Annotated in this window: 19 protein-coding genes; 3 read left to right on the top strand and 16 right to left on the bottom strand. The window is 64.8% G+C overall.

The annotated features are described in order from the left end of the window. Positions 1 to 9: 9 nt before the first annotated feature. The 5 genes from Q7V46_RS08635 to Q7V46_RS08655 all read right to left on the bottom strand — a co-directional run bounded on the left by Q7V46_RS08635 (position 10) and on the right by Q7V46_RS08655 (position 6,122). Positions 10 to 918, bottom strand: coding sequence for an alpha/beta fold hydrolase (locus Q7V46_RS08635; RefSeq protein WP_304913118.1), 909 nt, complete (start codon positions 916 to 918; stop codon positions 10 to 12). Then, positions 915 to 1,949 carry a tRNA dihydrouridine(20/20a) synthase DusA gene (gene dusA, locus Q7V46_RS08640; RefSeq protein WP_304913119.1) on the bottom strand — a complete coding sequence of 345 codons (1,035 nt, stop codon included), beginning with the start codon at positions 1,947 to 1,949 and terminating at the stop codon, positions 915 to 917. Before dusA ends, Q7V46_RS08635 begins: the two co-directional genes overlap by 4 nt. A gap of 162 nt (positions 1,950 to 2,111) precedes the next feature. Beyond that, entirely contained in the window at positions 2,112 to 2,849 is a 738-nt protein-coding gene (gene phbB, locus Q7V46_RS08645) for an acetoacetyl-CoA reductase (RefSeq protein ID WP_304913120.1), read from the bottom strand. 97 nt (positions 2,850 to 2,946) lie between these two features. Beyond that, the gene (locus Q7V46_RS08650; protein ID WP_304913121.1) at positions 2,947 to 4,125 is read right to left on the bottom strand and encodes an acetyl-CoA C-acetyltransferase; all 1,179 of its coding nucleotides are present in this window, start codon (positions 4,123 to 4,125) and stop codon (positions 2,947 to 2,949) included. 143 nt (positions 4,126 to 4,268) lie between these two features. Further along, the gene (locus Q7V46_RS08655; protein WP_304913122.1) at positions 4,269 to 6,122 is read right to left on the bottom strand and encodes an alpha/beta hydrolase; all 1,854 of its coding nucleotides are present in this window, start codon (positions 6,120 to 6,122) and stop codon (positions 4,269 to 4,271) included. A gap of 126 nt (positions 6,123 to 6,248) precedes the next feature. Here Q7V46_RS08655 and Q7V46_RS08660 point away from each other — a divergent pair, with 126 nt between their 5' ends. Then, positions 6,249 to 6,575, top strand: coding sequence for a hypothetical protein (locus Q7V46_RS08660; RefSeq protein ID WP_304913123.1), 327 nt, complete (start codon positions 6,249 to 6,251; stop codon positions 6,573 to 6,575). Here the strand turns inward: Q7V46_RS08660 and pgeF are convergent. Together pgeF and maiA are read right to left on the bottom strand one after the other, a co-directional pair. Next, on the bottom strand, positions 6,492 to 7,271 hold the full coding sequence (pgeF, locus tag Q7V46_RS08665; protein WP_304913124.1) for a peptidoglycan editing factor PgeF: 780 nt from the start codon (positions 7,269 to 7,271) through the stop codon (positions 6,492 to 6,494). The genes Q7V46_RS08660 and pgeF overlap by 84 nt on opposite strands. A 20-nt stretch (positions 7,272 to 7,291) precedes the next feature. After that, positions 7,292 to 7,933, bottom strand: coding sequence for a maleylacetoacetate isomerase (gene maiA, locus Q7V46_RS08670; protein WP_304913125.1), 642 nt, complete (start codon positions 7,931 to 7,933; stop codon positions 7,292 to 7,294). Positions 7,934 to 8,052: 119 nt separating this feature from the next. On the opposite strand from maiA, the gene Q7V46_RS08675 reads away from it, so the two are divergent. Beyond that, on the top strand, positions 8,053 to 10,896 hold the full coding sequence (locus Q7V46_RS08675) for an AMP-binding protein (protein WP_304913126.1): 2,844 nt from the start codon (positions 8,053 to 8,055) through the stop codon (positions 10,894 to 10,896). A gap of 39 nt (positions 10,897 to 10,935) precedes the next feature. On the opposite strand, the gene Q7V46_RS08680 is transcribed toward Q7V46_RS08675, so the two are convergent. Then, positions 10,936 to 12,261 carry an MFS transporter gene (locus tag Q7V46_RS08680; protein WP_304913127.1) on the bottom strand — a complete coding sequence of 442 codons (1,326 nt, stop codon included), beginning with the start codon at positions 12,259 to 12,261 and terminating at the stop codon, positions 10,936 to 10,938. Positions 12,262 to 12,414: 153 nt separating this feature from the next. Between Q7V46_RS08680 and Q7V46_RS08685 the strand changes: the two genes are divergently transcribed. Continuing rightward, on the top strand, positions 12,415 to 12,690 hold the full coding sequence (locus Q7V46_RS08685) for a VF530 family protein (protein ID WP_304913128.1): 276 nt from the start codon (positions 12,415 to 12,417) through the stop codon (positions 12,688 to 12,690). A 6-nt stretch (positions 12,691 to 12,696) separates the two neighbouring features. Here the strand turns inward: Q7V46_RS08685 and Q7V46_RS08690 are convergent, their stop codons facing one another. The 8 genes from Q7V46_RS08690 to Q7V46_RS08725 all read right to left on the bottom strand — a co-directional run bounded on the left by Q7V46_RS08690 (position 12,697) and on the right by Q7V46_RS08725 (position 21,635). Continuing rightward, a complete protein-coding gene (locus Q7V46_RS08690; protein ID WP_304913129.1) occupies positions 12,697 to 12,939 on the bottom strand; it encodes an acyl carrier protein in 243 nt (80 codons plus the stop codon). A gap of 21 nt (positions 12,940 to 12,960) precedes the next feature. Beyond that, a complete protein-coding gene (locus Q7V46_RS08695) occupies positions 12,961 to 14,190 on the bottom strand; it encodes a dihydrolipoamide acetyltransferase family protein (protein WP_304913130.1) in 1,230 nt (409 codons plus the stop codon). 2 nt (positions 14,191 to 14,192) lie between these two features. After that, positions 14,193 to 15,185: an alpha-ketoacid dehydrogenase subunit beta gene (locus Q7V46_RS08700; protein WP_304913131.1), complete on the bottom strand. Its 993-nt coding sequence runs from the start codon at positions 15,183 to 15,185 to the stop codon at positions 14,193 to 14,195. Between the two features lie 126 nt (positions 15,186 to 15,311). Continuing rightward, on the bottom strand, positions 15,312 to 16,322 hold the full coding sequence (gene pdhA, locus Q7V46_RS08705; protein ID WP_304913132.1) for a pyruvate dehydrogenase (acetyl-transferring) E1 component subunit alpha: 1,011 nt from the start codon (positions 16,320 to 16,322) through the stop codon (positions 15,312 to 15,314). Next, complete coding sequence (acsA, locus tag Q7V46_RS08710) at positions 16,319 to 18,100, bottom strand: acetate--CoA ligase (protein ID WP_304913133.1); 1,782 nt, start codon at positions 18,098 to 18,100, stop codon at positions 16,319 to 16,321. The genes pdhA and acsA overlap by 4 nt, the downstream gene beginning before the upstream one ends. 3 nt (positions 18,101 to 18,103) lie before the next feature. Beyond that, positions 18,104 to 18,892: a slipin family protein gene (locus tag Q7V46_RS08715; protein ID WP_370690317.1), complete on the bottom strand. Its 789-nt coding sequence runs from the start codon at positions 18,890 to 18,892 to the stop codon at positions 18,104 to 18,106. Further along, on the bottom strand, positions 18,892 to 20,286 hold the full coding sequence (locus Q7V46_RS08720) for a nodulation protein NfeD (protein ID WP_370690318.1): 1,395 nt from the start codon (positions 20,284 to 20,286) through the stop codon (positions 18,892 to 18,894). The genes Q7V46_RS08715 and Q7V46_RS08720 overlap by 1 nt, the downstream gene beginning before the upstream one ends. A 248-nt stretch (positions 20,287 to 20,534) precedes the next feature. Next, on the bottom strand, positions 20,535 to 21,635 hold the full coding sequence (locus Q7V46_RS08725; RefSeq protein ID WP_304913136.1) for an alkene reductase: 1,101 nt from the start codon (positions 21,633 to 21,635) through the stop codon (positions 20,535 to 20,537). Positions 21,636 to 21,677 lie beyond the last annotated feature (42 nt).

Consider the following 21,677-nt stretch of genomic DNA (forward strand, 5'->3'; position numbering starts at 1 on the left):
CGGTGTAGCTCAGCGCCAGAATGGATCTAGCCGATCTGTGAAACCCTTGAGATCTTCAAAATATGGCATGGCGCCGCCTTCTATTTCGTGAAATTGCCAGTTGGTGCGTCCATCCAGCGTGTGCCTGCCCTGATAGCGGGTGAAATCACCCCGGGTCGCCATGCTCACCCAGACAGGGCATTTCAGCGCTTCGTAAACATTCTGAATGTCGCCACTGAACAGCACCGCAGACAGGAAACAGATCGGCGCGTGATGGGCACCAGGCTGGCGCGCCGTCGCCGCGGCGTAGCGCCAGAGCGATTCATCGATCTCTTTTCGTCCGAAAGTGCGGCGCAGGAAATAACGGATCACGCCGGGGCGGGTCAGTTGCCGGAAGAGACGCTCACCCCAAAACGGCTTGGTGAAGAACCGGTACAGCCACGGCACCATGAGTGTGCTGCCGGGTGGCCCCCGACGCGGCTTTCGTGCGTTGAAGCCAGTAGGGCTCACCAAGGCCACACGGCGGATACACCCCTTCGACTCAAGCTGCGCGCGGACCACGAACTCGCTGCCCAGCGAGAGGCCCAGCACGTCGACGCGGCTGCAGCCGGCTCTCTCCACCATGTGCTGGACCACGGCCAGCACCGCATCGGTCATCAGCCTGGGCGTGTACAGGCGGTCGGCGCGATCAGAATGCCCATATCCCGGCAGATCCAACGCCCAGACCGGGCGGCTGACTCGGTAGTGTTCGAACAACGGGGCCATTTCGATGGCCGATGCCGCTGCATTGACGCTGTGCACCAGCAACAGTGGCACCCGCGAGCCGCCAATGACGTCGTTCGCTGCATAGACAGCCAGACGACCTGCAGGCGAGTCCAGGTAAATGTGCACGGACTCCAATGGCCAAGGCAAGGGCTCGAGCCGCGCCTTTTCGCTCATGCCGTCACCACGCCCGAGGCCACCGACTCAGGCGAGCGGTGTTCTTCTGCCACCACATGAGCCCTTGCCAAGGCCCAGACCTCCCGGGGAGGCAGGGGCTTGAGGCGGTGGTCGCTCCACACCTGCCGCCAAAGTCGCGCACCGCGCAAACCGTGCCGCAGGCCCAGCATGTGCCGGGCAATCGCGTACCAGGGGCATCCATCCTCGGCATGGGCGCGCTCCATGTAAGCCACCATCCACTCCTCCACCTCATCGCGCGTCACCTCGGAAGCGGCCGCCCCCCAGAATCGCGCGTCCCATGAAGTCATCAGCCAGGGATGGTGGTACGCCTCTCGCCCCACCATCACACCGTCCACGTGAGCCAGGTGCATGTCGATCTGCTCGTTGGTCGTGATACCGCCGTTCACGCCGATGGTGAGTTGAGGAAAGTCGCGCTTGAGCTGGTAGGCCAGTTCGTAGCGCAGCGGGGGCACTTCCCGGTTTTCCTTCGGTGACAGGCCCTGCAGCCACGCATTGCGCGCATGCACCATGAAGACCGAGCAACCTGCCTCGCTGACCGTGCCCACAAAGTCACGCACGAATGCATAGCTCTCGGTCTTGTCGATACCGATGCGGTGCTTGACGGTGACCGGTACCGACACCGCATCCACCATGGCCTTGACCCCATCGGCCACCAGCGCAGGCTCCGCCATGAGGCAGGCGCCGAAGGCACCGCGCTGCACCCGGTCACTGGGACAGCCGCAGTTCAGGTTGATCTCGTCGTAGCCCCATTGCTCGCCCAGCTTTGCCGCTGCGGCCAACTCCACCGCATCACTCCCACCAAGCTGCAGGGCCACCGGATGCTCTTCCTCATTGAACCGCAGGTGCCGTTGCACACTGCCATGCATCAGCGCACCCGTCGTCACCATCTCGGTGTAAAGCAGTGTTTTCTTGGTCAGCAGACGGTGGAAGTAACGACAATGCCGATCGGTCCAGTCCATCATGGGCGCGACGGACAGGCGCCAGGGAGACAAAGCAGGTTCAGATGACATGACGGCGATTATCCCAGCCATCAAAAAACAACCCGCCGAAGCGGGTTTGGGAAAGGCGAAGTGCCTCGATCCAGAACATCGCGGAACCGGCTTTGCCGGGCCGCAGATGTTGCCCCCTTGAGGGGGTGACGCGCCGCAGGCGCGGCGCGGGGGTGGGCACATTCAGCCCATGTGCAATCCACCGTTGACCGAGAAATCGGCACCGGTGGCATAACCGCCCTCTTCGCTCGCCAACCAGGCAATGATGGATGCGATCTCGCTGGGTTTGCCCAGGCGCTTCACGGGCACTGTAGCCACGATCTTTTCCAGCACGTCGGGACGAATGGCGTTGACCATGTCGGTACCGATGTAGCCGGGACTCACGGTGTTGACCGTTACACCCTTGGTGGCCAACTCTTGCGCCAGTGCCATGGAGAAACCATGCATACCGGCTTTGGCGGCCGAGTAGTTGGTCTGCCCGGCCTGTCCTTTTTCGCCGTTGACCGAGCTGATGTTGACGATGCGGCCCCAGCCTTTTTCGACCATGTCGGGCACCACCTGCTTGGTGACGTTGAACATGGAGTTCAGGTTGGTTTCAATCACGGCCGACCAGTCTTCGCGCGTCATTTTCAGGAACATGCGGTCCTTGGTGATGCCGGCATTGTTGACCAGCACATCGATGACACCATGCTCGGCCTTGGTCTTGGTGAATGCTTCCACAGTGGAATCCCAGTCACCCACGTTGCCCACCGAGGCGTAGAAGGTGTAGCCCAGGGCTTTCTGCTCATCGATCCACTTCTGGTGGTCGCGCGTGGGGCCGCAACCGGCAATGACCTTGAAGCCTTCCTTGTGAAGCCGCTGGCAGATGGCGGTTCCGATGCCACCCATGCCGCCGGTGACGTACGCGATTTTTTGACTCATGTTGTTTGCTCCTCTGAAGTGTGCCTTGCTGGCAGTTGATATGAATTCGATAGCAGATCACGCCCTGTGATCCGGCTGATTCACTGTAACCAGTAAATCAGCGCTCCACAGCAAGGGAAACCCCCATGCCACCACCAATGCACAAGGCGGCCAGGCCCTTCTTGGCGCCCGTGCGCTGCATCTCGTGCAACAGCGTCACAAGAATGCGGCAACCCGACGCACCAATCGGGTGCCCGATTGCAATGGCGCCACCGTTGACATTGACTTTGGCCGGATCGATGTCCAGCGCCTTGTTCACTGCACAAGCCTGCGCGGCAAAGGCCTCGTTGAGTTCAAAGAGGTCCACGTCGGCGGCCTTCCAGCCGGCTCTGGCCAGTGCCTTCTGTGATGCGGGCACCGGGCCCATGCCCATGGTGGCGGGATCCAGGCCGCTGGTGCCGAAGGCGGCGATGCGCGCGAGTGGCGTCAAGCCCAGGGCAGCGGCCTTCTTGGCGCTCATCACCATCACGGCGGCGGCACCGTCGTTGATGCCCGATGCGTTGCCGGCGGTCACCGAACCTGTCTTGTCGAAGGCGGGGCGCAGACCGGCCAGCACTTCGGCGGTGGTCTTGGCGTTGATGAACTCGTCGCTGTTGAACAGCACCGGATCGCCCTTGCGCTGCGGAATGCTCACGCCGACGATCTCGTCATTGAACTTGCCAGCGGCCTGCGCAGCGGCGGCCTTTGCCTGGCTGCCAGCAGCCAGGGCGTCCTGCATCTCGCGGGTGATGCCGTGTGCCTTGGCCACGTTTTCGGCGGTGATGCCCATGTGGTACTGGTTGTACACATCCCACAGGCCGTCCACGATCATGGTGTCGGTCATTTTCCATTCGCCCATGCGCTGACCGTCGCGGCTACCGTTCAGCACGTGTGGGCTGGCGCTCATGTTTTCCTGGCCACCAGCGATCACGATTTCACTGTCGCCCCAGGCCACGGCCTGAGCCGCGAGCATCACGGCCTTCAGGCCCGAGCCACACACGGCGTTGATGGTGAGTGCGGGCGTTTCCTTGGCCACGCCGGCCTTCATCATGGCTTGGCGGGCCGGGTTCTGGCCCACGCCTGCTGCCAGAACCTGACCCATGATCACTTCACCGATGGCGTCTGCGGGCACGCCACTGCGCTCCAGCAAGGCCTTGATGACGATGCTGCCCAGCTCGGTGGCGGGTGTCTTGGCGAGCGAGCCGCCGAACTTGCCCACTGCGGTGCGGGCGGCTGAAACGATGACGATGTCTTCCATGTGTGTCTCCATAGTGAGAAAAAATCAAAATCTGTCCGGCGCGAACTGTGCGAACCCAGGATGCGGCGGAACCGGCTTCGCCGAGCCGCACCGCATCGCCCCCTTGAGGGGGTAGCGCGAAGCGCTGCAGCAGTGGGTCATCTCTAGGCTTTTGCTTTTGCTTTCACGTACCGGCCCGGCGCGGGCTCGATCGCAGCGTAGGTCTTGCCTTTGCCGTAGCTCTTGGGCGCCGCCACCAGCTTGCCCGCCTGCGGCTTGAGCCAGGCGGCCCAGTCGGTCCACCAGCTGCCGGGGTGTTCGGTGGCGCTTTCGATCCAGTCATTCACGTCAGCCGGGTATTTGGTGGCAGAGCCGATCCAGTGGCTGCGTTTGTTCTTGGATGCAGGGTTGATCACGCCAGCGATGTGACCGGAAGCACCCATGACGAAGCGCTTCTTGCCCGGAAACACCTGGGTGCTGGCGTAAGCGCCTCCAATGGGCACGATATGGTCTTCACGCGACCCGTAGATGTACACCGGCATCTTGACCTTGCGGAAGTCGACCTTCTCGCCACAGACCACCATGTGACCGGGTTTCACCAGGTTGTTTTCCAGGTACATCTGGCGCAGGTAGTGCGCGTAGTAGTGACCGGGCAGGTTGGTGCTGTCGGAGTTCCAATACAGCAGATCGAAAGGCGGCGGGGTTTCGCCCTTGAGGTAGTTGCCCACCACGTAGTTCCACACCAGGTCGTTCGGACGCAGGAAGCTGAAGGTGGTCGCCAGGTCACGCCCTGGCATGAGGCCGCCCTGCGCAAACTGCATCTCGCGGTATTTGACAAAGTTCTCGTCGATGAACACGTCGAGGATGCCGGTGTCGCTGAAGTCCAGCAGTGTGGTGAGAAACGTGGCGCAATTCACAGGCTCTTCGCCACGTGCCGCCAGCACCGCCAGCGCCGTACCCAGCATGGTGCCACCCACGCAGAAGCCCAACGCGTTGATGGTCTCGGCACCAGTGATGTCTTGCGTCACATCGATGGCCTTGATCACCGCATCTTCGATGTAGTCGTCCCAGGTCTTTTGAGCAAGCGACTCATCAGGGTTGCGCCAACTCACCACGAAAGTGCGGTGACCTTGCTCCACGCAGTAGCGGATCAGCGAATTCTCGGGCTGCAGGTCGAGGATATAGAACTTGTTGATGCAGGGTGGCACCAGCAGAAAGGGCCGCTCATAGACCTTGGCAGTCAGGGGTTTGTATTCAATGAGCTGGAACAGTTCGTTCTCGAAGACCACCGCGCCTTCGGTGGTGGCCACATTCTTGCCAACCTCGAACACGCTTTCGTCGGTCATGGACACGTGACCTTGCTTCATGTCGTGCAGCAGGTTGGCCACGCCCTTGGCGATGCTCTCGCCCTGGGTGTCGATGGCCTTCTTCTGGGCTTCGGCATTGAACGCAAGGAAGTTGCTGGGCGCGCTGGCGTCGATCCACTGCTGCACCGCAAAGCGAACGCGGCTGCGGGTCTTGGCGTCGCCCTGTACCGCATCGGCCATGGCCATGAGGGTACGTGCATTGAGCAGATACGAAGCCGCAGCGAAAGCGGCCACGGGGTTGCTCGCCCACGCCTCGGAAGCGAACCGCCGGTCCCCCGCGGGTTTGACATGGGGCCCCTGGTTCCAGAGGCCTGCCATTTCCTGCATGTAGGTCTTCTGGATTTCCAGCAACTTTGCGGAGTCGAAAGAGACCTGCTGACCGTTGGCATTGCTGAACAGCTCGCCCATGCCAGGCATGCCTGGCATGCCACTGGCCATGTTTGCCATGTTCATGCCAAACGGATTGGCTGCGCCACTCTGCGGCATGAAGGCCTTGAACGCCGCGAAGGGATCGGCGCCGCCATTGGCCCCGGCCTGGGCCGCAGCCCCCGGCATGGCCTGGGCCATCTGCGTCCATTGGGCCACCAGATTCTGTTGAAACTGCTGCGCCGCTTCCAGCCAGGGTTGCTGGGGATTTTTCCCTGATGTCATGCTTGTCTCCTGTGTTTTGGCCGCAGACTTATGATTTCGGGTCTAGGGCCGCATTCCGGGTTTTCCCTAGTGTCGGGTGGCTGGCTTCCAGTCACCTGACAGATTGACTCGGGCTGCAGGTGAAACGTGTATCTGGTTGTGATTGGCTGGCTCTATGTGGTTCTGATGATGTCGGTGGCGGAAGCCTCCAACACCACCGGTACCGTGCTTGGAGCCATTGTGACCTTTTTTCTTTACGGTTTGATGCCGGTGACGTTGGTGGTTTACCTGATGCGCACGCCACAGCGAAGAAAGGCCATCAAGGCGCGCGAAGTCGAGGAGGACCGTGCGCGCCAATCGGAACAAAGTGAACCTCATGCGCAGGCGCATTCAGCCGAACCAGACGCAGGCGGCCATGCGGCCAGTGCTACCAAGACGGACGGCGTCGCGCCGGTGGGAAAAGAACCGGGCTGATTGGCTCACGGTGCACCAGGGAAGCGAACCGTCGTTGCCCCACACCGACGTTACGCCGACCGCCTGCAACCGACGCCTGACCAGCGCTGGCAGATCTGCAAGAAATTTATTGGCAGACTGCGCGCTGAAGCATTCGATCGCGCCGGCATCAAGCGCCACAAATGCATCCACGACCTCTGACCCGACCTCAAAAGCCTGCGGCCCGATGCAGGGGCCGAGCCATGCAACGATGTTTGCATGCCCGCCATGCGACGAGGGAGTGGTGACAGACCCCGCCTCACGAAGCGCGTGCACTGTGGCCTCTATCACCCCACCCGCCAGACTTCTCCATCCGGCATGTGCAGCCGCCACAGCCGCGCCTGACACGCACGCGAACAACACCGGCATGCAGTCCGCAACCATGATGGTGGCGGCCACGCCTGTACCCGCCTGCACCACACAGGCGTCGGCCTCGATGCCATCGGGCGCGTTGGCGTCAAGGCAGGCGATGTGGTTGCCGTGCACCTGCTGCAGAAAGACGGGCGCTGCGGGTGATGTGATGGCACGCAGGCTGGCTCGGTTGAGAGCCACCGAGGCAGGATCGTCGCGCACGTGGTGGCCGAGGTTGAAGCTGTCGAATGGTGGCTGGGACACACCGCCACGGCGGGTCGTGAACACGGCTCGCACACCCGCAGGAGCGGGCCAGTCGGGAACCATGTGATCTCCAGACCCGCCCATCAGGCCTCTGCGTCGGGACAAGCCGAAGGCTGGGCTGCCTGGAATGCCGGATGCGCCATGCAGGCGTCAAACACTGCCATGGTTCTCGGGAGGCCGTCCAGCGGGGTCTTGAACCGTTGCGCGTTGAAGATCTGCGGTACCAGGCAGCAGTCGGCCATCGTCGGTGTGTCCCCGTGGCAGTACGGTGACGCAGGCACGGCCGCGAGCTGGCGCTCAAAAGACTCCAGCCCCTCGCGCACCCAGTGTCTGTACCAGGTGTTCTTGGCCTCCTCTTCCACCTTCAGTTCCTTGGTGAGGTACTTCAGCACGCGCAGGTTGTTGATGGGATGAATCTCGCACGCCACGATCTGGGACAGGGCGCGCACCCGGGCACGGGCCAAAGGATCACCGGGCAACAAGGCTTGCTCAGGCTGCACTTCTTCAAGGTATTCGATGATGGCCATCGACTGGGTCAGACGGGTTCCGTCGTCGAGTTCGAGCACAGGCACCAGACCTTCCAGCGAGACGTCGGCAAAAGCGCCCTGCCGGTGTTCGCCCTTGGCGATGTGCACTGGAAGGTATTCGTAGGCAATGCCCTTGATTGCCAGCGCAATGCGCACACGGAAGGAAGCGGAGGATCGGAAGTAGTTGTAGAGCTTCATGCTGGAAGCATATCCCGTACAGCCACCTGCTGTATGACAATGCTCAAAACCGGCAACCCTCTGGCCCGGGGGCAACCACCCCGACCAGGACGCCGCGCACCACCGCAGATGGCAGCAGAATGACCCGCCCGCAGACCCACCACCGCCATTCAGCCTGGGGCGAGGCCAGCTTGTGCGAGCTGGTGCTGCGGGCGCAGAAAGATCTGTACCCGGAGGGCAGCGAGTGCCATCGCCCCGTGAACCTGTCCGCCTCGCTCGACCGCGACCTTGGTTTTGACAGCCTGGGGCGCATGGAGCTGCTGTTGCGCATCGAGGCGGCGACCGGCCTGACCCTGCCTGAAGACACACTGGAAACTGCCGAGACCGTGGAAGACCTCTGGCGTGCCGTCCAGCGGGGACGCACATGGACGGCGGCCGGACGGTCTTTGCCTGAAGCGCCTGCGCTTTCCGGATCGTCTGCTCCATCCATCGCGAACATGGATGGGGAACGCCCGGCGCAGACCCTGCTTGAGGTATTCGATGGCCATGTGGCGGTTCATCCGGATCAGGTCCAGATTGTGTACCTGACCAACGACACGGAGACCCCCCTCACCTACCGGCAGCTGCACGACGGATCGGCGGCGCTGGCGGCCGGTCTGCAGCAGGCCGGGCTCAAGCCGGGACAGACGGTGGCCATCATGCTGCCCACATCGCCTGCCTATTTTTTTACCTACCTGGGCATCCTGCGTGCCGGCGGGATTCCGGTGCCGATCTACCCTCCGGCACGCCCCTCGCAACTGGAAGACCACGTGCGACGCCACACAGGCATTCTGGCCAATGCACAGGTGGCCCTGCTGGTGAGTGTGCCCGAAGCGATGCAGGTGGCCCGTCTGCTCCAGGCACGGGTGCCTGGCCTGCATGCCTTGCACACGCCCGAAGACCTGATGGCATCGGGTCAGGGACACCCAACCGCCCCTGTCGCGATCACCGCAGACGACGTCGCCTTCATCCAGTACACCTCGGGCAGCACCGGGCAGCCCAAGGGTGTGGCGCTGACCCATGCGAATCTGCTGGCCAACATCCGCGCCATGGTGATAGCCATCGACGCCACGCCAGAAGACGTGTTCGTCAGCTGGCTGCCGCTCTACCACGACATGGGTCTGATCGGTGCCTGGCTCGGCAGTTTCACCGTGGGCTTTCGCCTGGTGGTGATGTCGCCGCTGGCCTTTCTGGGGCGACCCCGGCGCTGGCTGGAAGCGCTCTCGCGCCACGGCGGCACGCTGTCGGCAGGTCCCAACTTCGCGTACGAGCTGTGCCTGAACCGGATCGACGACGCCGCGCTGCAGGGCCTGGACCTGAGCCGCTGGCGCCTGGCCTTCAACGGGGCGGAAGCGGTGAGCCCGGATACGGTCACGCGCTTCGCAGAACGCTTTGCATCCTGTGGACTGCACCCCACGACCATGACCCCGGTGTACGGCCTGGCCGAGTCGTCGGTGGGCCTTCTGTTTCCACCACTGGGCAGAGGCCCGCGCATCGACAGCATTGCCCGCGAGACCTTCGAGGCCGAGCGGCGTGCCGTGTCAAGTCGAGACGCCTCGGCATTGCGCTTTGTTGCGTGTGGACGGGCACTGCCCGGGCACGAGGTCCGCATCGTGGACGACACGGGCCACCCAGTGCCCGAACGGGTCGAAGGCCGGCTGGAGTTTCGTGGTCCATCGGCCACCTCGGGCTATTGGCGTGCTCCGGAACTGACCGCCCGCCTGTACACGGACGACCAGGGCCAGTGGCTGGACACCGGCGACCGCGCCTACGTGGCCGAGGGCGACGTGTTCGTGACCGGGCGGGTCAAGGACATCGTGATCCGTGGCGGGCGCAACCTCTACCCGCAGGAGATCGAGCAGGTAGTGGGCGAGGTTCCTGGCGTGCGCAAGGGCTGCGTGGCCGTGTTCGGGCGGCGCGATGCAAAGACCGGTACCGAGCGTCTGGTCGTGCTGGCCGAGGTCAGTCCGCGCGCCAATCGCGACACTGCGGCCCTGCGCAAGGCGGTGGCAGGGGCGGTGCTGTCGGCCATTGGCGAGCCGGCCGACGAAATCCTGCTGGCCCCGCCCCACACGGTGCTCAAGACCTCCAGCGGCAAAGTGCGGCGCTCGGCCTGCCGGACCCTGGTTGAACAAGGCGGCCTGGGAACAGCCTCGGCGAGTGTCCGGACACAGTGGCTGAGGTTGGCCGGCGGCGCCTTGGTGCTGAGACTGTCCCACGCACTGCAGGCCATTTCGGGCGTATGGTTTGCCTTGCGCGCCCTGGCCCTTTTCGGGTTGATGGTGCCTGTCGCATGGCTGATCACCGTGCGGTTGTCGACCGCGGCCGCGGCCTGGCACTTCTGCCACAAGGCAGCCCGGATGCTCCTGCGATTGGCGGGCGTGAGGCTCGAATTGCATGGGCTGGAGCACCTGCCGGCGAATGCCCGCTGCGTGCTGGTGTGCAACCACGCGAGCTACCTGGACGGACTTGTGCTGGTGGCAGCCCTGCCCAGCCCACATACCTTCGTGGCCAAGCGGGAGCTGGAACATCAGCGCGTGGCAGGACGTTTTCTCAAGCGCCTGGGCGTGGCCTTTGTGGAGCGGTTTGATCCGAAACGCAGCGTGGCCGATGCGCAGCAGATGACCAAAGCGGCGCAGTCCGGTGCGCCGCTGCTGGTGTTTCCCGAGGGCACCTTCGTGGCGGCGCCAGGCCTGTTGCCTTTCAGGCTCGGCGGCTTCCTGGCAGCGGCACATGCCGGGGTGCCGGTGGTGCCGGTGACGCTCGGCGGCACAAGGCAGTTGCTGGGCGCTGATCGCTGGTGGCCACGCAAAACCACGCTGACGGTGCGCGTCGGTGCGCCCTTGTTGGCCGACCCTTCGCTGACGCCGTTTGCGGCCGCGGTTCAATTGCGCGACAAGGCACGCCGTGTGATCACCCGGGGTTTGGCCTTCACCGAAACATGAGCTCACTCACTGGCCGGCGTTGCCAAAGTGCATTTCCGGTCAAATTGACGATCCGTTCCCCTGCTCGTTGGCAGCGGCGGCCGCCGCGATGCCCCGCTGCACATTGACCAGGGTCAGCAGGCCCAGGCCCGCCACGAAGAACACCCCCGTCGAGACAATGGCCAGTCGGTGATTGCCATCGGTCAGCCAGGTGACCAGGCCATAGGTCATCGGACCGATGATGGCCGACAGACGCACAGCGAACATCCACAGACCGAAGAACTCGGCGCGGCGCAACTCGGGTGCCAGCACACCGGCCAGCGCACGGCCGGCCGACTGACTGCTGCCCATACACAGCCCGGCGATGATGGCAGCGACCCAGAAAAGGCCGGGCCCGGTGGCCAATGCGGCCAGCACGATCATGACGATCCAGCCGGCCAGCGTGACGGCCAGGGCCGGCCGGTGACCGATGCCGTCCTGTACATAGCCCCAGGCAAAGGCGCCCATTGCAGCTGCAATGTTGACCAGAAAGATCAGCATCATGGTCTGGGTCTGCTGAAAGCCCAGCACCTGTTCTGCGTAGACAGCGGCCAGCGCGATGACCACCGAAATACCGGCCTGGTAGGCCACCGAACAGGCCAGCAAGGCGGAGAAATCCTGAAAGGAGCGCGCCTCACGCCAGGTGCGCTTGAGCCGAGCCAGCGAGGCCTTCACGCCGGCTTCCTCCGTTGCCTTGACCTGCGGCTGGGCCCGTTCCTTGAGCAGGGCAAAGGTCACCAGGGCCGACGCACCGAAGATACCGGCGGTGATGAGCATCGTCACCGGCACAAAATGCGAGGCGGGCAAGCCCTGCCCTTGCGCCCAGAGCACATACCAGAGACTCAATCCCAGTGTGAGCATGCCGCCCAGGTAACCGAAACCCCAGCCCCAGCCCGACACGCTCCCCATGCGGTCCTCGCTCGCCAGCTCGGGCAGAAAGGCAGCGATCAGCGATTCGCCATAGGTGTAGAACACGTTGGAGAGGACGATCGCCACCAGCGCCCAGGCCACGTCACCCGGCCCGGCACCGGCCAGCGCGGCGGTGGCCACCACGCAGCCCAGCGTGGACAGCACCAACAGGCGCTTCTTGGCCGCGCGCAGGTCGGCGTAGGCACCAATGGCGGGCATGGTGAGCATGACGATCAGGCTGGACACCGCCAGCGCGCTGGTCCAGGCCAGGGTGCCCCAGGCCTCGCCACCAGCCACCCCGCCCACGAAGTAGGCGCTGAACACCGCGGTCAGAACCACCGTGGTGTAGCCTGAGTTGGCGAAGTCGTACATGGCCCAGCCAAACACCTCGCGTTTGCGCACACCAGGCTTCAGGGCATTCTGGGGAAACAGGGACATGACCAGTGGAGGCGACCAGCGCCGTTGCCGAAACAGGCGACCAGTTTAGAGCCACAGCGGCCAACTGCAGGGCCCACTGCCTATTCCGTCCGAATTGCCCTGCGCATGGGTCATCCACACTGAAGCGCACCGGAAAGCCCGACAATGTCGAGCATGTCTGACTCTTCACCGACCTCACCCCCAGAAGCATCGGCCAACCAGCCGCGCAACCCGCTGCACGGCGTCACGCTCGAACGCATGGTGACCGAACTGGCCGATCACTATGGGTGGGAAGGCCTGGGTCAGCGCATCCCCGTGCGTTGCTTCACACACGAGCCCAGTGTGGGCTCAAGCCTGAAGTTCCTGCGGCGCACGCCGTGGGCGCGTGAGAAAACCGAAAGCCTGTACCTGTTCATGCAGCGCGAAAACCGCCGCGCGCAGCGACCCTGAGGATTTTTAGGCCTCCCCGCCCAGATAGACCTGCATGCCGGCCAGGGTGAACAACCGGGGGTAATCGCTCTCGGGAATGTTGACTCCGCTGCCCTGGCTCAGGCCGATGATCAGGTTCAGGAAGTCCATGGAGTCGAGATCCAATGCCTCGCGCAGATCTTCATGGTCTGCGACCGTGCCCAAATCGGCTTCGGGGGCGATGCCGGCGAGCACGTCGCTGGCCAGTTGGCGGATGTCTTCGGGTGTCATGGCGTGTGTCGCGAGGTGAGATCAGAGTTGGTCGGGTTGTTGCAGGTTCTGGGCGATGGCGGCGAGCAGCTGGCTGCCCAGGTGCCCGTCGCTGGTGCGGTGGTCGGCCGCCAGACTGCAGTGCACCAGCGGTCGCATGGCAAGTGTCTGGCCCACCACCCAGGGACGTTGCACCACACGTCCGAAGCCGACGATGGCAACCTGCGGCGGGTAGATCACACCTTGCACGCGTTCGGCACCCCGGTCGCCGAGGTTGGTGACGGTGATGGTCGGATCGGTCATTTCGGAACTGCGAAGACCACCGGCGCGCGCACGCTGCACCAGGTCTCGCAGGGCCGCCATCAGGGCTGGCAGACCGAGCCGATCGGCATGGTGGATGGCGGGCGCCACCAAACCGCCACCACGCAGGGCAATCGCCCAGCCGACGTGAATGTCCGGGACCGGCTCAAAGCGACCGTCGATGCAAAAACCGTTGAGTTGGGGCGCGGCCTTGAGGGCCACCGCCACCGCCTTGAGCATGAGCACCGCTGGCAGCAGTCGTTCCGTGGGTGGGCGGTCGCGGTTGAAGGCCTCGATCCAGTCGGTGGCCGGGCCGAAATCGATGGCCTCTTCCAGATAGTAGTGCGGGATTTCGCGCTTGGAACGTGCCATGGCGGCCGCGATGGCCTGGCGCATCTGTGTCGGGTCAAAGCCGCTTGGCCGGGTTCGTGGCGCGGTGACTGCCGCAGCAGACTGGGTCACCGGCACCGCGGCAGCCAGCGCGATGGCCCGTTCGACATCGGCACAGATCACCGCCCCGTCGGCGCCATGGCCTTGCAGCGTGTCGGGGTTCAGGCCTTGCGTCTGTGCCAGATGTCGAGCCGCAGGACTCACGCGGGTACGCAGCGGGCGGGACACCGGCTGCGCGGCTGGCAAAGGAGGTGCGATGCCTGCCTTCGGAACTCTGGCAGCGGCTTTGGCCCGAACGGACGCAAAAGGGCCTCTCGCCACTGGCCCTTCCTTGACCATGTCGCCCTCGCCTGCCTGCTGCACACGGGCGAGCACGGCGCCCACCTGCAGCGACTCGCCCAGCGGCGCCAGATCATCAATCACGCCGTTCAGGAAACACTCGACGTCGATGGCGCCCTTGTGGGTTTCGACCACAGCCACCACATCGCCCGGCTTGACCCGGTCACCCGGCTTGACCAGCCACTGCACCACCTTGCCAGACTCCATGTCGGCGCCAAGGGCCGGCATCGTGAAATCGGCCATGCTCAGCTCCTGACCGGCACGATGGACCGCACGGCCGCCAGGATGCCATCGACCGATGGCAATGCGGCATCTTCCATGTGCTGCGCATAGGGCACTGGCACCTCGCGGCTGCAGACGCGGCGAACCGGTGCGTCCAGCTCGTACAGCGCGTCTTCGGCCAGGCGCGCCGCGATCTCGGCCGAGACCGAGCCGCTTTTCCAGCCTTCGTCCACGATGACCACGCGACGTGTCCGACAGACCGAGGCCACCACCGTTTCCATGTCCAGCGGGCGCAGCACGCGCAGGTCGATCACCTCGGCCTCTATGCCCTCCCTGGCCAGGGCGTCAGCCGCGGTCTGGCACTTGGGCAGGCTGTTGCCATAAGTCACCAGGGACACGTCGCGTCCGTCCCGGCGAACACGGGCCCGTGCGATATCCACCGCCTGCACGGCCGGGTCCAGATCGCCTTCGGTGTTGTAGAGCACAACGTGCTCGAAGACCAGCACCGGATTGGGATCGGCCAGGGCGGCCGCCAGCATGAAGCGGGCGTCTTCCACCGTGGCCGGCGCCAGCACCTTCAGGCCGGGGATGTGGGCGTACCAGCCCTCCAGACTGTGCGAGTGCTGGGCCGCCAGTTGCCGCCCCCCTCCGGTGGCCATGCGAATGACCAGCGGCACCGCGAACTGTCCGCCGGTCATGTGCGGCAGGGTCGCCGCGTTGTTCATGATCTGGTCCAGCGCCAGCAGGCTGAAATTGCAGGTCATGATCTCGACGATGGGTCGCAGGCCCGCCAGCGCGGCGCCAATGCCGATGCCGGTGAAGGCGTTCTCCGCCAGTGGGGTGTCGATGATGCGTTCAGGACCGAACTCTTCGAGCAGGCCTTTGGTCACGGCGTAGCAGCCGCCGTAACGGCCCACGTCTTCGCCCATCACAAAAGCGCGCGGATCGGTGGTCAGGGCATCGCGGATGGCCTGTCGGCAGGCCTCGCGGTAGGTCATACGCTGCGAGGTGTTCACCGGGCTACCCTCCGTGCTTTGCACTGCGGGGCTGAGCGCCTTCGGAGTGGCCGTGCGGCGCTCACTGGACTACCCTCCGTGCTACGCCCTGCGGGGCTGAGCGCCTTCGGAGCGGCCGTGCGGCGCTCATGACCTCACCTCCGTGCCCTGCTCCTGCACCACGCTGTCCATCAGCACAAAGCGCTCCAGCTCGTCGAGAGGCTCCAGGTTGCCCGCCTCGGCAAAGGCCACAGCATCGTCGATCTCTGCAGCCACCTCGGCTTCGATCGCCTGCAGCTGTTCGTCGGTGATCTGGTGGTTGTCGAGCATCCAGCGGCGCAGGCGCTCGATGGGGTCGATCTGCCGCCAGTCGTCGATCTCGTCGCGGCTGCGGTAAGCCTGGGTGTCGAACATCGAGTGGGCCCGGAAGCGGTAGGTCCGCGCTTCCAGAAGGAACGGACCCTCCCCCTGGCGGATGTGCGCGACCGCGCGATGCGCGGCGGCTTCCATCTGCACCGGGTCCATGCCATCGACCTGCTCGGCGGGCATGCGGTAGGCCGCTGCCTTGCGCCAGATATCGGTTTCCGCATCCGACTGGGCCAACGGCACACCCATCGCATACAGGTTGTTCTCACAGACAAAGAGCACCGGCAGCCTCCACAGCTGCGCCAGGTTCATGGTCTCGTGAAACACACCCTCGCCCACGGCGCCCTCACCGAAGAAACAGGCGGTCACTGCGCCTGGCCGCAGGCGCTGGTCGGCCATGGCAATGCCGGCCGCCAGTGGAAGGCCACCGCCCACGATGGCATTACCGCCATAGAAACGGTGCTCGCAGCTGAAAAGGTGCATGGAGCCGCCACGGCCGCGGCAGCAGCCTTCCACCTTGCCCAGCATCTCGGCCATCAGTGGCCGCATGGGCACACCATGCGCAAGGGCCTGGCCGTGTTCGCGATAGGTGGCCACGATGGCATCACGGGGCTCCAGGGCAGCGGCCACGCCCACCGCTACCGCCTCTTCGCCGTCGTACAGGTGCAGAAAGCCCCGGATCTTCTGCGCCTGGTAGAGCTCAACGCATTTGGCCTCGAAGCGGCGGATGCGCAGCATCTGGTGCCACAGGTGGTGCAGGTGGGCCCGGTCGAGATGGATCTTGCTGGTCATGGCTGTTTGGCTGGAAGGTCATCGCTTTCCAGGGTGGACAGGTCGCCCTCTGGCAGGCCGAGCTCGCGCGCCTTGAGCAGGCGGCGCATGATCTTGCCGCTGCGCGTCTTGGGCAGGTTGGCCTTGAACTCGATCGACTTGGGCGCCACCGCAGCCCCCAGGCGCTGGCGGGCGTGGCCCAGCAGCTCGCGGCTGAGTGCCTCACTGGCCCCGAAGCCGGGTTTGAGCGCCACAAAGGCCTTGACCACCTCGCCCGCCATCGGGTCGGGCACGCCGATCACGCCGGCCTCTGCCACGGCGGGGTGCTCCATCAGCGCGCTCTCGACCTCGAAGGGGCCGATCAGGTGCCCGGCCGACTTGATCACGTCGTCGGCCCGGCCCACGAACCAGTAATAACCGTCGGCGTCGCAGCGCACCAAGTCACCGGTCAGGTACCAGCCGTCGACGAAACACTTGCGGTAGCGCTCTTCTTCGTGAAGGTAACCACGCATCATCGAGGGCCAGGGCGCGCGCAGGACCAGCTCCCCATCGACATCGGGCTCGCCGATGACGGTCAGGATGCCATCGGCCTCTCGCCGCACCACCGCTGCGGTGATACCCGGCAGCGGCTTGCCCATGGAGCCAGGCTTGACGTCCATGGCAGCGTAGTTCGAGACCATGATGCCGCCGGTTTCCGACTGCCACCAGTTGTCGTGAAACGGCATGCCAAAGGCCTTGACGCCCCAGACCACCGCCTCGGGGTTGAGCGGTTCGCCCACACTGGCCATGAAACGCAGGGCCGACAGGTCACGCCCCTGCAGGGTCTCGGTGCCCAGCTTCATCATCATGCGGATGGCCGTGGGCGCGGTGTACCAGACGCTGACCCGCTCGGTTTCCAGCACGCCGTACCAGGTGGCCGGGTCGAACTCGGCCTCCACCACCACATTGGTGACGCCGCACACCAGGGGCGCAATGATGCCGTAGCTGGTGCCGGTGACCCAGCCCGGGTCGGCGGTGCACCAGAACACGTCCTCGTCGTGCAGGTCCAGCGCGTAGCGGCCCGTCACCAGATGGGCCAGCACCGCGCCATGCACATGCACCGCGCCCTTGGGCCGGCCGGTGGTGCCGCTGGTGAAGTGCAGCAGGCTCATGGTCTCTGCCGTGGTGGGGCCGATCACGTATTGCGTCGGCATGCCCTCCACCAGGGCAGACCACCGGTGGACCCCGGGCTCGGCGGCGAGCTTGTCGTCCACATCACCGACCAGGATCACATGGCGCAGGCCGGGCAGCCGATCCCGCAGAGCCTGCACCTTGCGCCGGTACAGCTCGGGAGTGGTCACCAGCACCCGGGCGTCGCCCATTTCGGCCCGGGTGGCGATCGGCTCTGGTCCGAAGGCGGGAAACAGCGGCGATACCACACAGCGCGCCTTCAGCGCCCCGAGCACCGCCACGTAGAGCTCAGGCAGGCGGCCCATCAGCACGTACACGCGCTCGCCTGGCGCCAGCCCAAGCTTCTCCAGCGCATGGGCGAAACGGCTGGTCTCCTGCGCCAGCGTGGCATAACTCAACTCTCGCCGGTCGCCACGCTTGCCCAACCAGCGGATGGCCACGCGCTCGCCGCGGCCATGTTGCACGTGGCGGTCCACCGCCTCATGGGCGATGTTCAGACCCCGGCCTTCGGGCAGACCGTCCAGGTCGCGAGCGGCGGCTTCCCAGGTGAAGCTGGCCGCTGCCTCGCTGTGATCGCGCAGGTTCGGCTGGACGACCTGCGATGCCGGCTTCTTTCGAATCGTCTCCATGCCTCAATCCTCCGGCTTCGAAGGTGCCTGCACGCCCGGTGGTTTGTCCAGCAGACGCCCCAGCAGGTCCATGGGCAGCGGGAACACGATGGTGGACGCCCGATCGCCGGCCACCTGGGTCATGGTCTGCAAATACCGCAGTTGCATGGCCTCAGGCTGCCGGGCCAGCATCTGCGCCGCCTCCAGCAGCGATACCGCGGCCTGCTTTTCACCTTCGGCGTGGATCACCTTGGCGCGCCGCTCACGCTCGGCCTCGGCCTGGCGCGCAATCGCGCGCACCATCGACTCGTTCAGGTCGATGTGCTTGATCTCCACGTTCGTGACCTTGATGCCCCAGGCATCTGTCTGTGCATCCAGAATCTGCTGCACGTCCAGGTTCAGCCGTTCGCGTTCGGCCAGCATCTCGTCGAGTTCGTGCTTGCCCAGCACCACCCGCAAGGTGGTCTGTGCCAGCTGGCTGGTCGCCATCAGGAAGTTCTCGACCTGGATGATGGCCTTCTGCGGATCGATCACCCGGAAGAAAACCACCGCATTGACCTTGACCGAGACGTTGTCGCGCGAGATCACGTCCTGCGGTTCCACGTCCATGGTCACCACACGCAAATCAACCCGCACCATCTGCTGCAGACCCGGCACCACGATCACCAGACCGGGCCCCTTGACCTTCCAGAAGCGACCGAGCTGGAACACCACGCCACGTTCGTACTCTCGCAGGATGCGGATCGAGGCACCCAGAAGCACCAGAACCACCGGCAGCAGGATGCCCCCGAGTCCAATGTTGAAATCCAGCATCATGCGTTCTCCTTGTGTGACTGCACCGATTGATCGTCCGGGGGTTCCACGTGCAGCACCAATCCTTCGACTGCCCGCACGCGAATGGCTTGCCCAAGGGTCAACGGGTGCTCACCGGCCACCTGCCAGCGCTCGCCCTGCACCTGAGCCCAGGCTCTGGGACCATCCACTGCCGTGACCCGGCCTGTGGCCCCCACCAGGGCTTCACTGCCGCTGACCACCCGTGCCCGGCGGGCCCGCAGAGCCATGCTTCCACCCAGCAGGACGGCCGCAGCCGAAGTGAGCGAAATGCCAAACAGCAGCGGCAAGGGGATCCCGACCCCAGGCACATCGCTGTCGAACAGCAGCAAGCCCCCGGCCATGAAGGCGATCACGCCGCCCACGCCCAGCACGCCGAACGCCGGTGTCAGGAGTTCGGCTGCCAGCAAGGCAAACCCCAACAGGATCAGGGCCAGCGCCGCGTAGTTGACCGGCAGCAACTGCAGCGCGAACATGGCCAGCAACAGACAGATCGCACCCAGCGTGCCCGGAATCCCGAAGCCCGGCGACGAAAATTCGAACATCAGCCCATAGACACCGATCATCAGGAGAATGAGCGCGAAGCTGGGGTTGGCAATGACACCGAGCAGCCGGTGCCGCCAGTCAGGCGGCTGCATGACCACGGCCAGACCGGTGGTGGCCAGTTTCAGCTCACCGCTGGCGGTGCGCACCGTGCGGCCATCGATCTGCGCCAGCAAGTCGGCCAGGTCCCGTGCCACCAGGTCGATCACACCCTGCTCCAGCGCCTCGGCCGCTGTCAGGCTGACGGCTTCGCGCACGGCCCGTTCGGCCCATTCGGCATTGCGTCCGTGCTCTTTGGCCAGCCCACGAATGAACGCTGCGGCATCGTTGACCTGCTTGGCGGTCATGGCATCGGCCGGGGCTGCTGGTGCGGACTCGTTTTTGTTCTCACCTTCCTTGCCGACACCTGCCGGGGCCGGTTCGCGGACAGGCTGCGGCACACCCGGCATGCCGATGGCCACTGGCGTGGCAGCACCCAGCGTGGTGGCCGGTGCCATGGCCGCCACGTGGCTGGCGTACAGGATGTAGGTGCCGGCGCTGGCGGCGCGTGCCCCTGCAGGTGTCACGTAAGTCACCACCGGCACCGATGAGGCCATGATGGCCTGGATGATGTGCCGCATTGAAAGGTCCAGCCCGCCGGGCGTGTCCATTTGCAGGACCAGCAGGGGAGCGCCGTCGCTGGCCGCCTGTGCAATGCCTCGCACCACATAGTCGGCGCTGGCCGGGCCAATGGCGCCATCCACCGTCAGCACGGGCACGATGGCGGCTCTGGCGGGCACCGAAGCCACCACCGCCAGACCGAGCAGAAACGCGAACAGTCGGGCCGTCAGCAGGCACCAGAACGGGCCTCCCTTTTGACGGGATGCAGAAGCGATAAAGGGACCGTGGCGCAAGACCTGTCTCCTGTCTCCGGGTCTGGCGAAAGCTCCAGAACCCTCTGTTCAGGCACATGGTCCCCAATCAAACGTGGCTTGTCCAGTCCACTGCCTGATCAATCGGTCTAAAACTGACCCACATCAAGAAACGGGCCGCCGAAGGGCCGCCGAGGCACCGCGGGCGGCCCGCAATTCCGCGCAATGCGTCAGGCCAGCGCCGGATAGTCTGTGTAGCCCTGTTCGCCACCTCCGTAGAAGGTGTTGCGGTCGGGCGTGTTGAAGGGTCCGCCGCGCCGCAGGCGTTCGACAAGGTCGGGGTTGGCGATGAAGGACTTGCCAAAGGCGACGAGGTCGGCACCGTCTTTCAAGGCCTGCTCAGCCAGTGAAAGGTCGTAACCGTTGTTGACCATCCAGGCGGCCTTTCCCCCGGCGGCGCGGTAGGCGGCCCGCAGCGCGGCGTAGTCGAATGGACGATCGGCAATTTCTCGCGGGCCACCGGTGGCACCTTCAATCAGGTGCAGGTAGGCCAGGTTCATGGGTGCGAGCTGGCGGACCACGTGATCGAACAACGGCTGGGGATCGGCATCCACCACATCATTGGCCGGCGTCACCGGCGAAAGGCGGATGCCGGTGCGTCCTCCGCCGATGGCATCGGTGACGGCCTTCACCACCTCGATCAGCAGACGGGCACGGTCTTCGATGCTTCCGCCATAGGCGTCGGTGCGATGGTTGCTGCCGGTCTTGAGGAACTGGTCGATCAGGTAACCGTTGGCCGCGTGAATTTCCACGCCGTCGAAACCGGCTTCCACGGCGTTGAGCGCAGCCTGACGGAAGTCCTTCACGATGCCGGGCAGTTCGTCCAGTGCCAGAGCGCGAGGCTCCGAGGTGTCCACGAAGGTGGGCACGCCATCCACGATCAGCACGGTCTTTGTCTGGGCACGAATGGCCGAGGGCGCCACAGGTGCGCCACCCCCGGGCTGCAAATCGTTGTGCGACACACGGCCCACATGCCAGAGCTGCACGACGATCTTGCCGCCTGCATCGTGGACGGACTTGGTGACGATCTGCCAGCCTGCAATTTGTTCGGGTGCGTACAGGCCAGGCACATCGGCATAGCCCTGACCTTGATGACTCACCGGGGTGGCTTCGGTAACCAGCAGGCCAGCGGTGGCCCGCTGGCTGTAGTAGGTGGCCATCAGGGGCGTGGGCACGGCGCCGGGCGCACGGTTGCGGGTCAGGGGCGCCATCACGACGCGGTTGGCCAGTTGCAGGTCGCCAACGGCGACCGGTTCAAACAAGGTAGACATGAAATAGGAGCCTGGTGAACGGAAAGCCGCGATTGTGGGCTT

This window comes from Hydrogenophaga sp. (genome assembly GCF_030651625.1).
In the GTDB taxonomy this organism is placed as follows: Bacteria; Pseudomonadota; Gammaproteobacteria; order Burkholderiales; family Burkholderiaceae_C; genus Hydrogenophaga.

Coding starts and splice junctions, on each gene's coding strand:
- Q7V46_RS08635 (WP_304913118.1), bottom strand. CDS start 918: ATGAGCGAAAAGGCGCGGCTCGAGCCCTTGCCTTGGCCATTGGAGTCC.
- dusA (WP_304913119.1), bottom strand. CDS start 1,949: ATGTCATCTGAACCTGCTTTGTCTCCCTGGCGCCTGTCCGTCGCGCCC.
- phbB (WP_304913120.1), bottom strand. CDS start 2,849: ATGAGTCAAAAAATCGCGTACGTCACCGGCGGCATGGGTGGCATCGGA.
- Q7V46_RS08650 (WP_304913121.1), bottom strand. CDS start 4,125: ATGGAAGACATCGTCATCGTTTCAGCCGCCCGCACCGCAGTGGGCAAG.
- Q7V46_RS08655 (WP_304913122.1), bottom strand. CDS start 6,122: ATGACATCAGGGAAAAATCCCCAGCAACCCTGGCTGGAAGCGGCGCAG.
- pgeF (WP_304913124.1), bottom strand. CDS start 7,271: ATGGTTCCCGACTGGCCCGCTCCTGCGGGTGTGCGAGCCGTGTTCACG.
- maiA (WP_304913125.1), bottom strand. CDS start 7,933: ATGAAGCTCTACAACTACTTCCGATCCTCCGCTTCCTTCCGTGTGCGC.
- Q7V46_RS08675 (WP_304913126.1), top strand. CDS start 8,053: ATGACCCGCCCGCAGACCCACCACCGCCATTCAGCCTGGGGCGAGGCC.
- Q7V46_RS08680 (WP_304913127.1), bottom strand. CDS start 12,261: ATGTCCCTGTTTCCCCAGAATGCCCTGAAGCCTGGTGTGCGCAAACGC.
- Q7V46_RS08685 (WP_304913128.1), top strand. CDS start 12,415: ATGTCTGACTCTTCACCGACCTCACCCCCAGAAGCATCGGCCAACCAG.
- Q7V46_RS08690 (WP_304913129.1), bottom strand. CDS start 12,939: ATGACACCCGAAGACATCCGCCAACTGGCCAGCGACGTGCTCGCCGGC.
- Q7V46_RS08695 (WP_304913130.1), bottom strand. CDS start 14,190: ATGGCCGATTTCACGATGCCGGCCCTTGGCGCCGACATGGAGTCTGGC.
- pdhA (WP_304913132.1), bottom strand. CDS start 16,322: ATGACCAGCAAGATCCATCTCGACCGGGCCCACCTGCACCACCTGTGG.
- acsA (WP_304913133.1), bottom strand. CDS start 18,100: ATGGAGACGATTCGAAAGAAGCCGGCATCGCAGGTCGTCCAGCCGAAC.
- Q7V46_RS08715 (WP_370690317.1), bottom strand. CDS start 18,892: ATGCTGGATTTCAACATTGGACTCGGGGGCATCCTGCTGCCGGTGGTT.
- Q7V46_RS08725 (WP_304913136.1), bottom strand. CDS start 21,635: ATGTCTACCTTGTTTGAACCGGTCGCCGTTGGCGACCTGCAACTGGCC.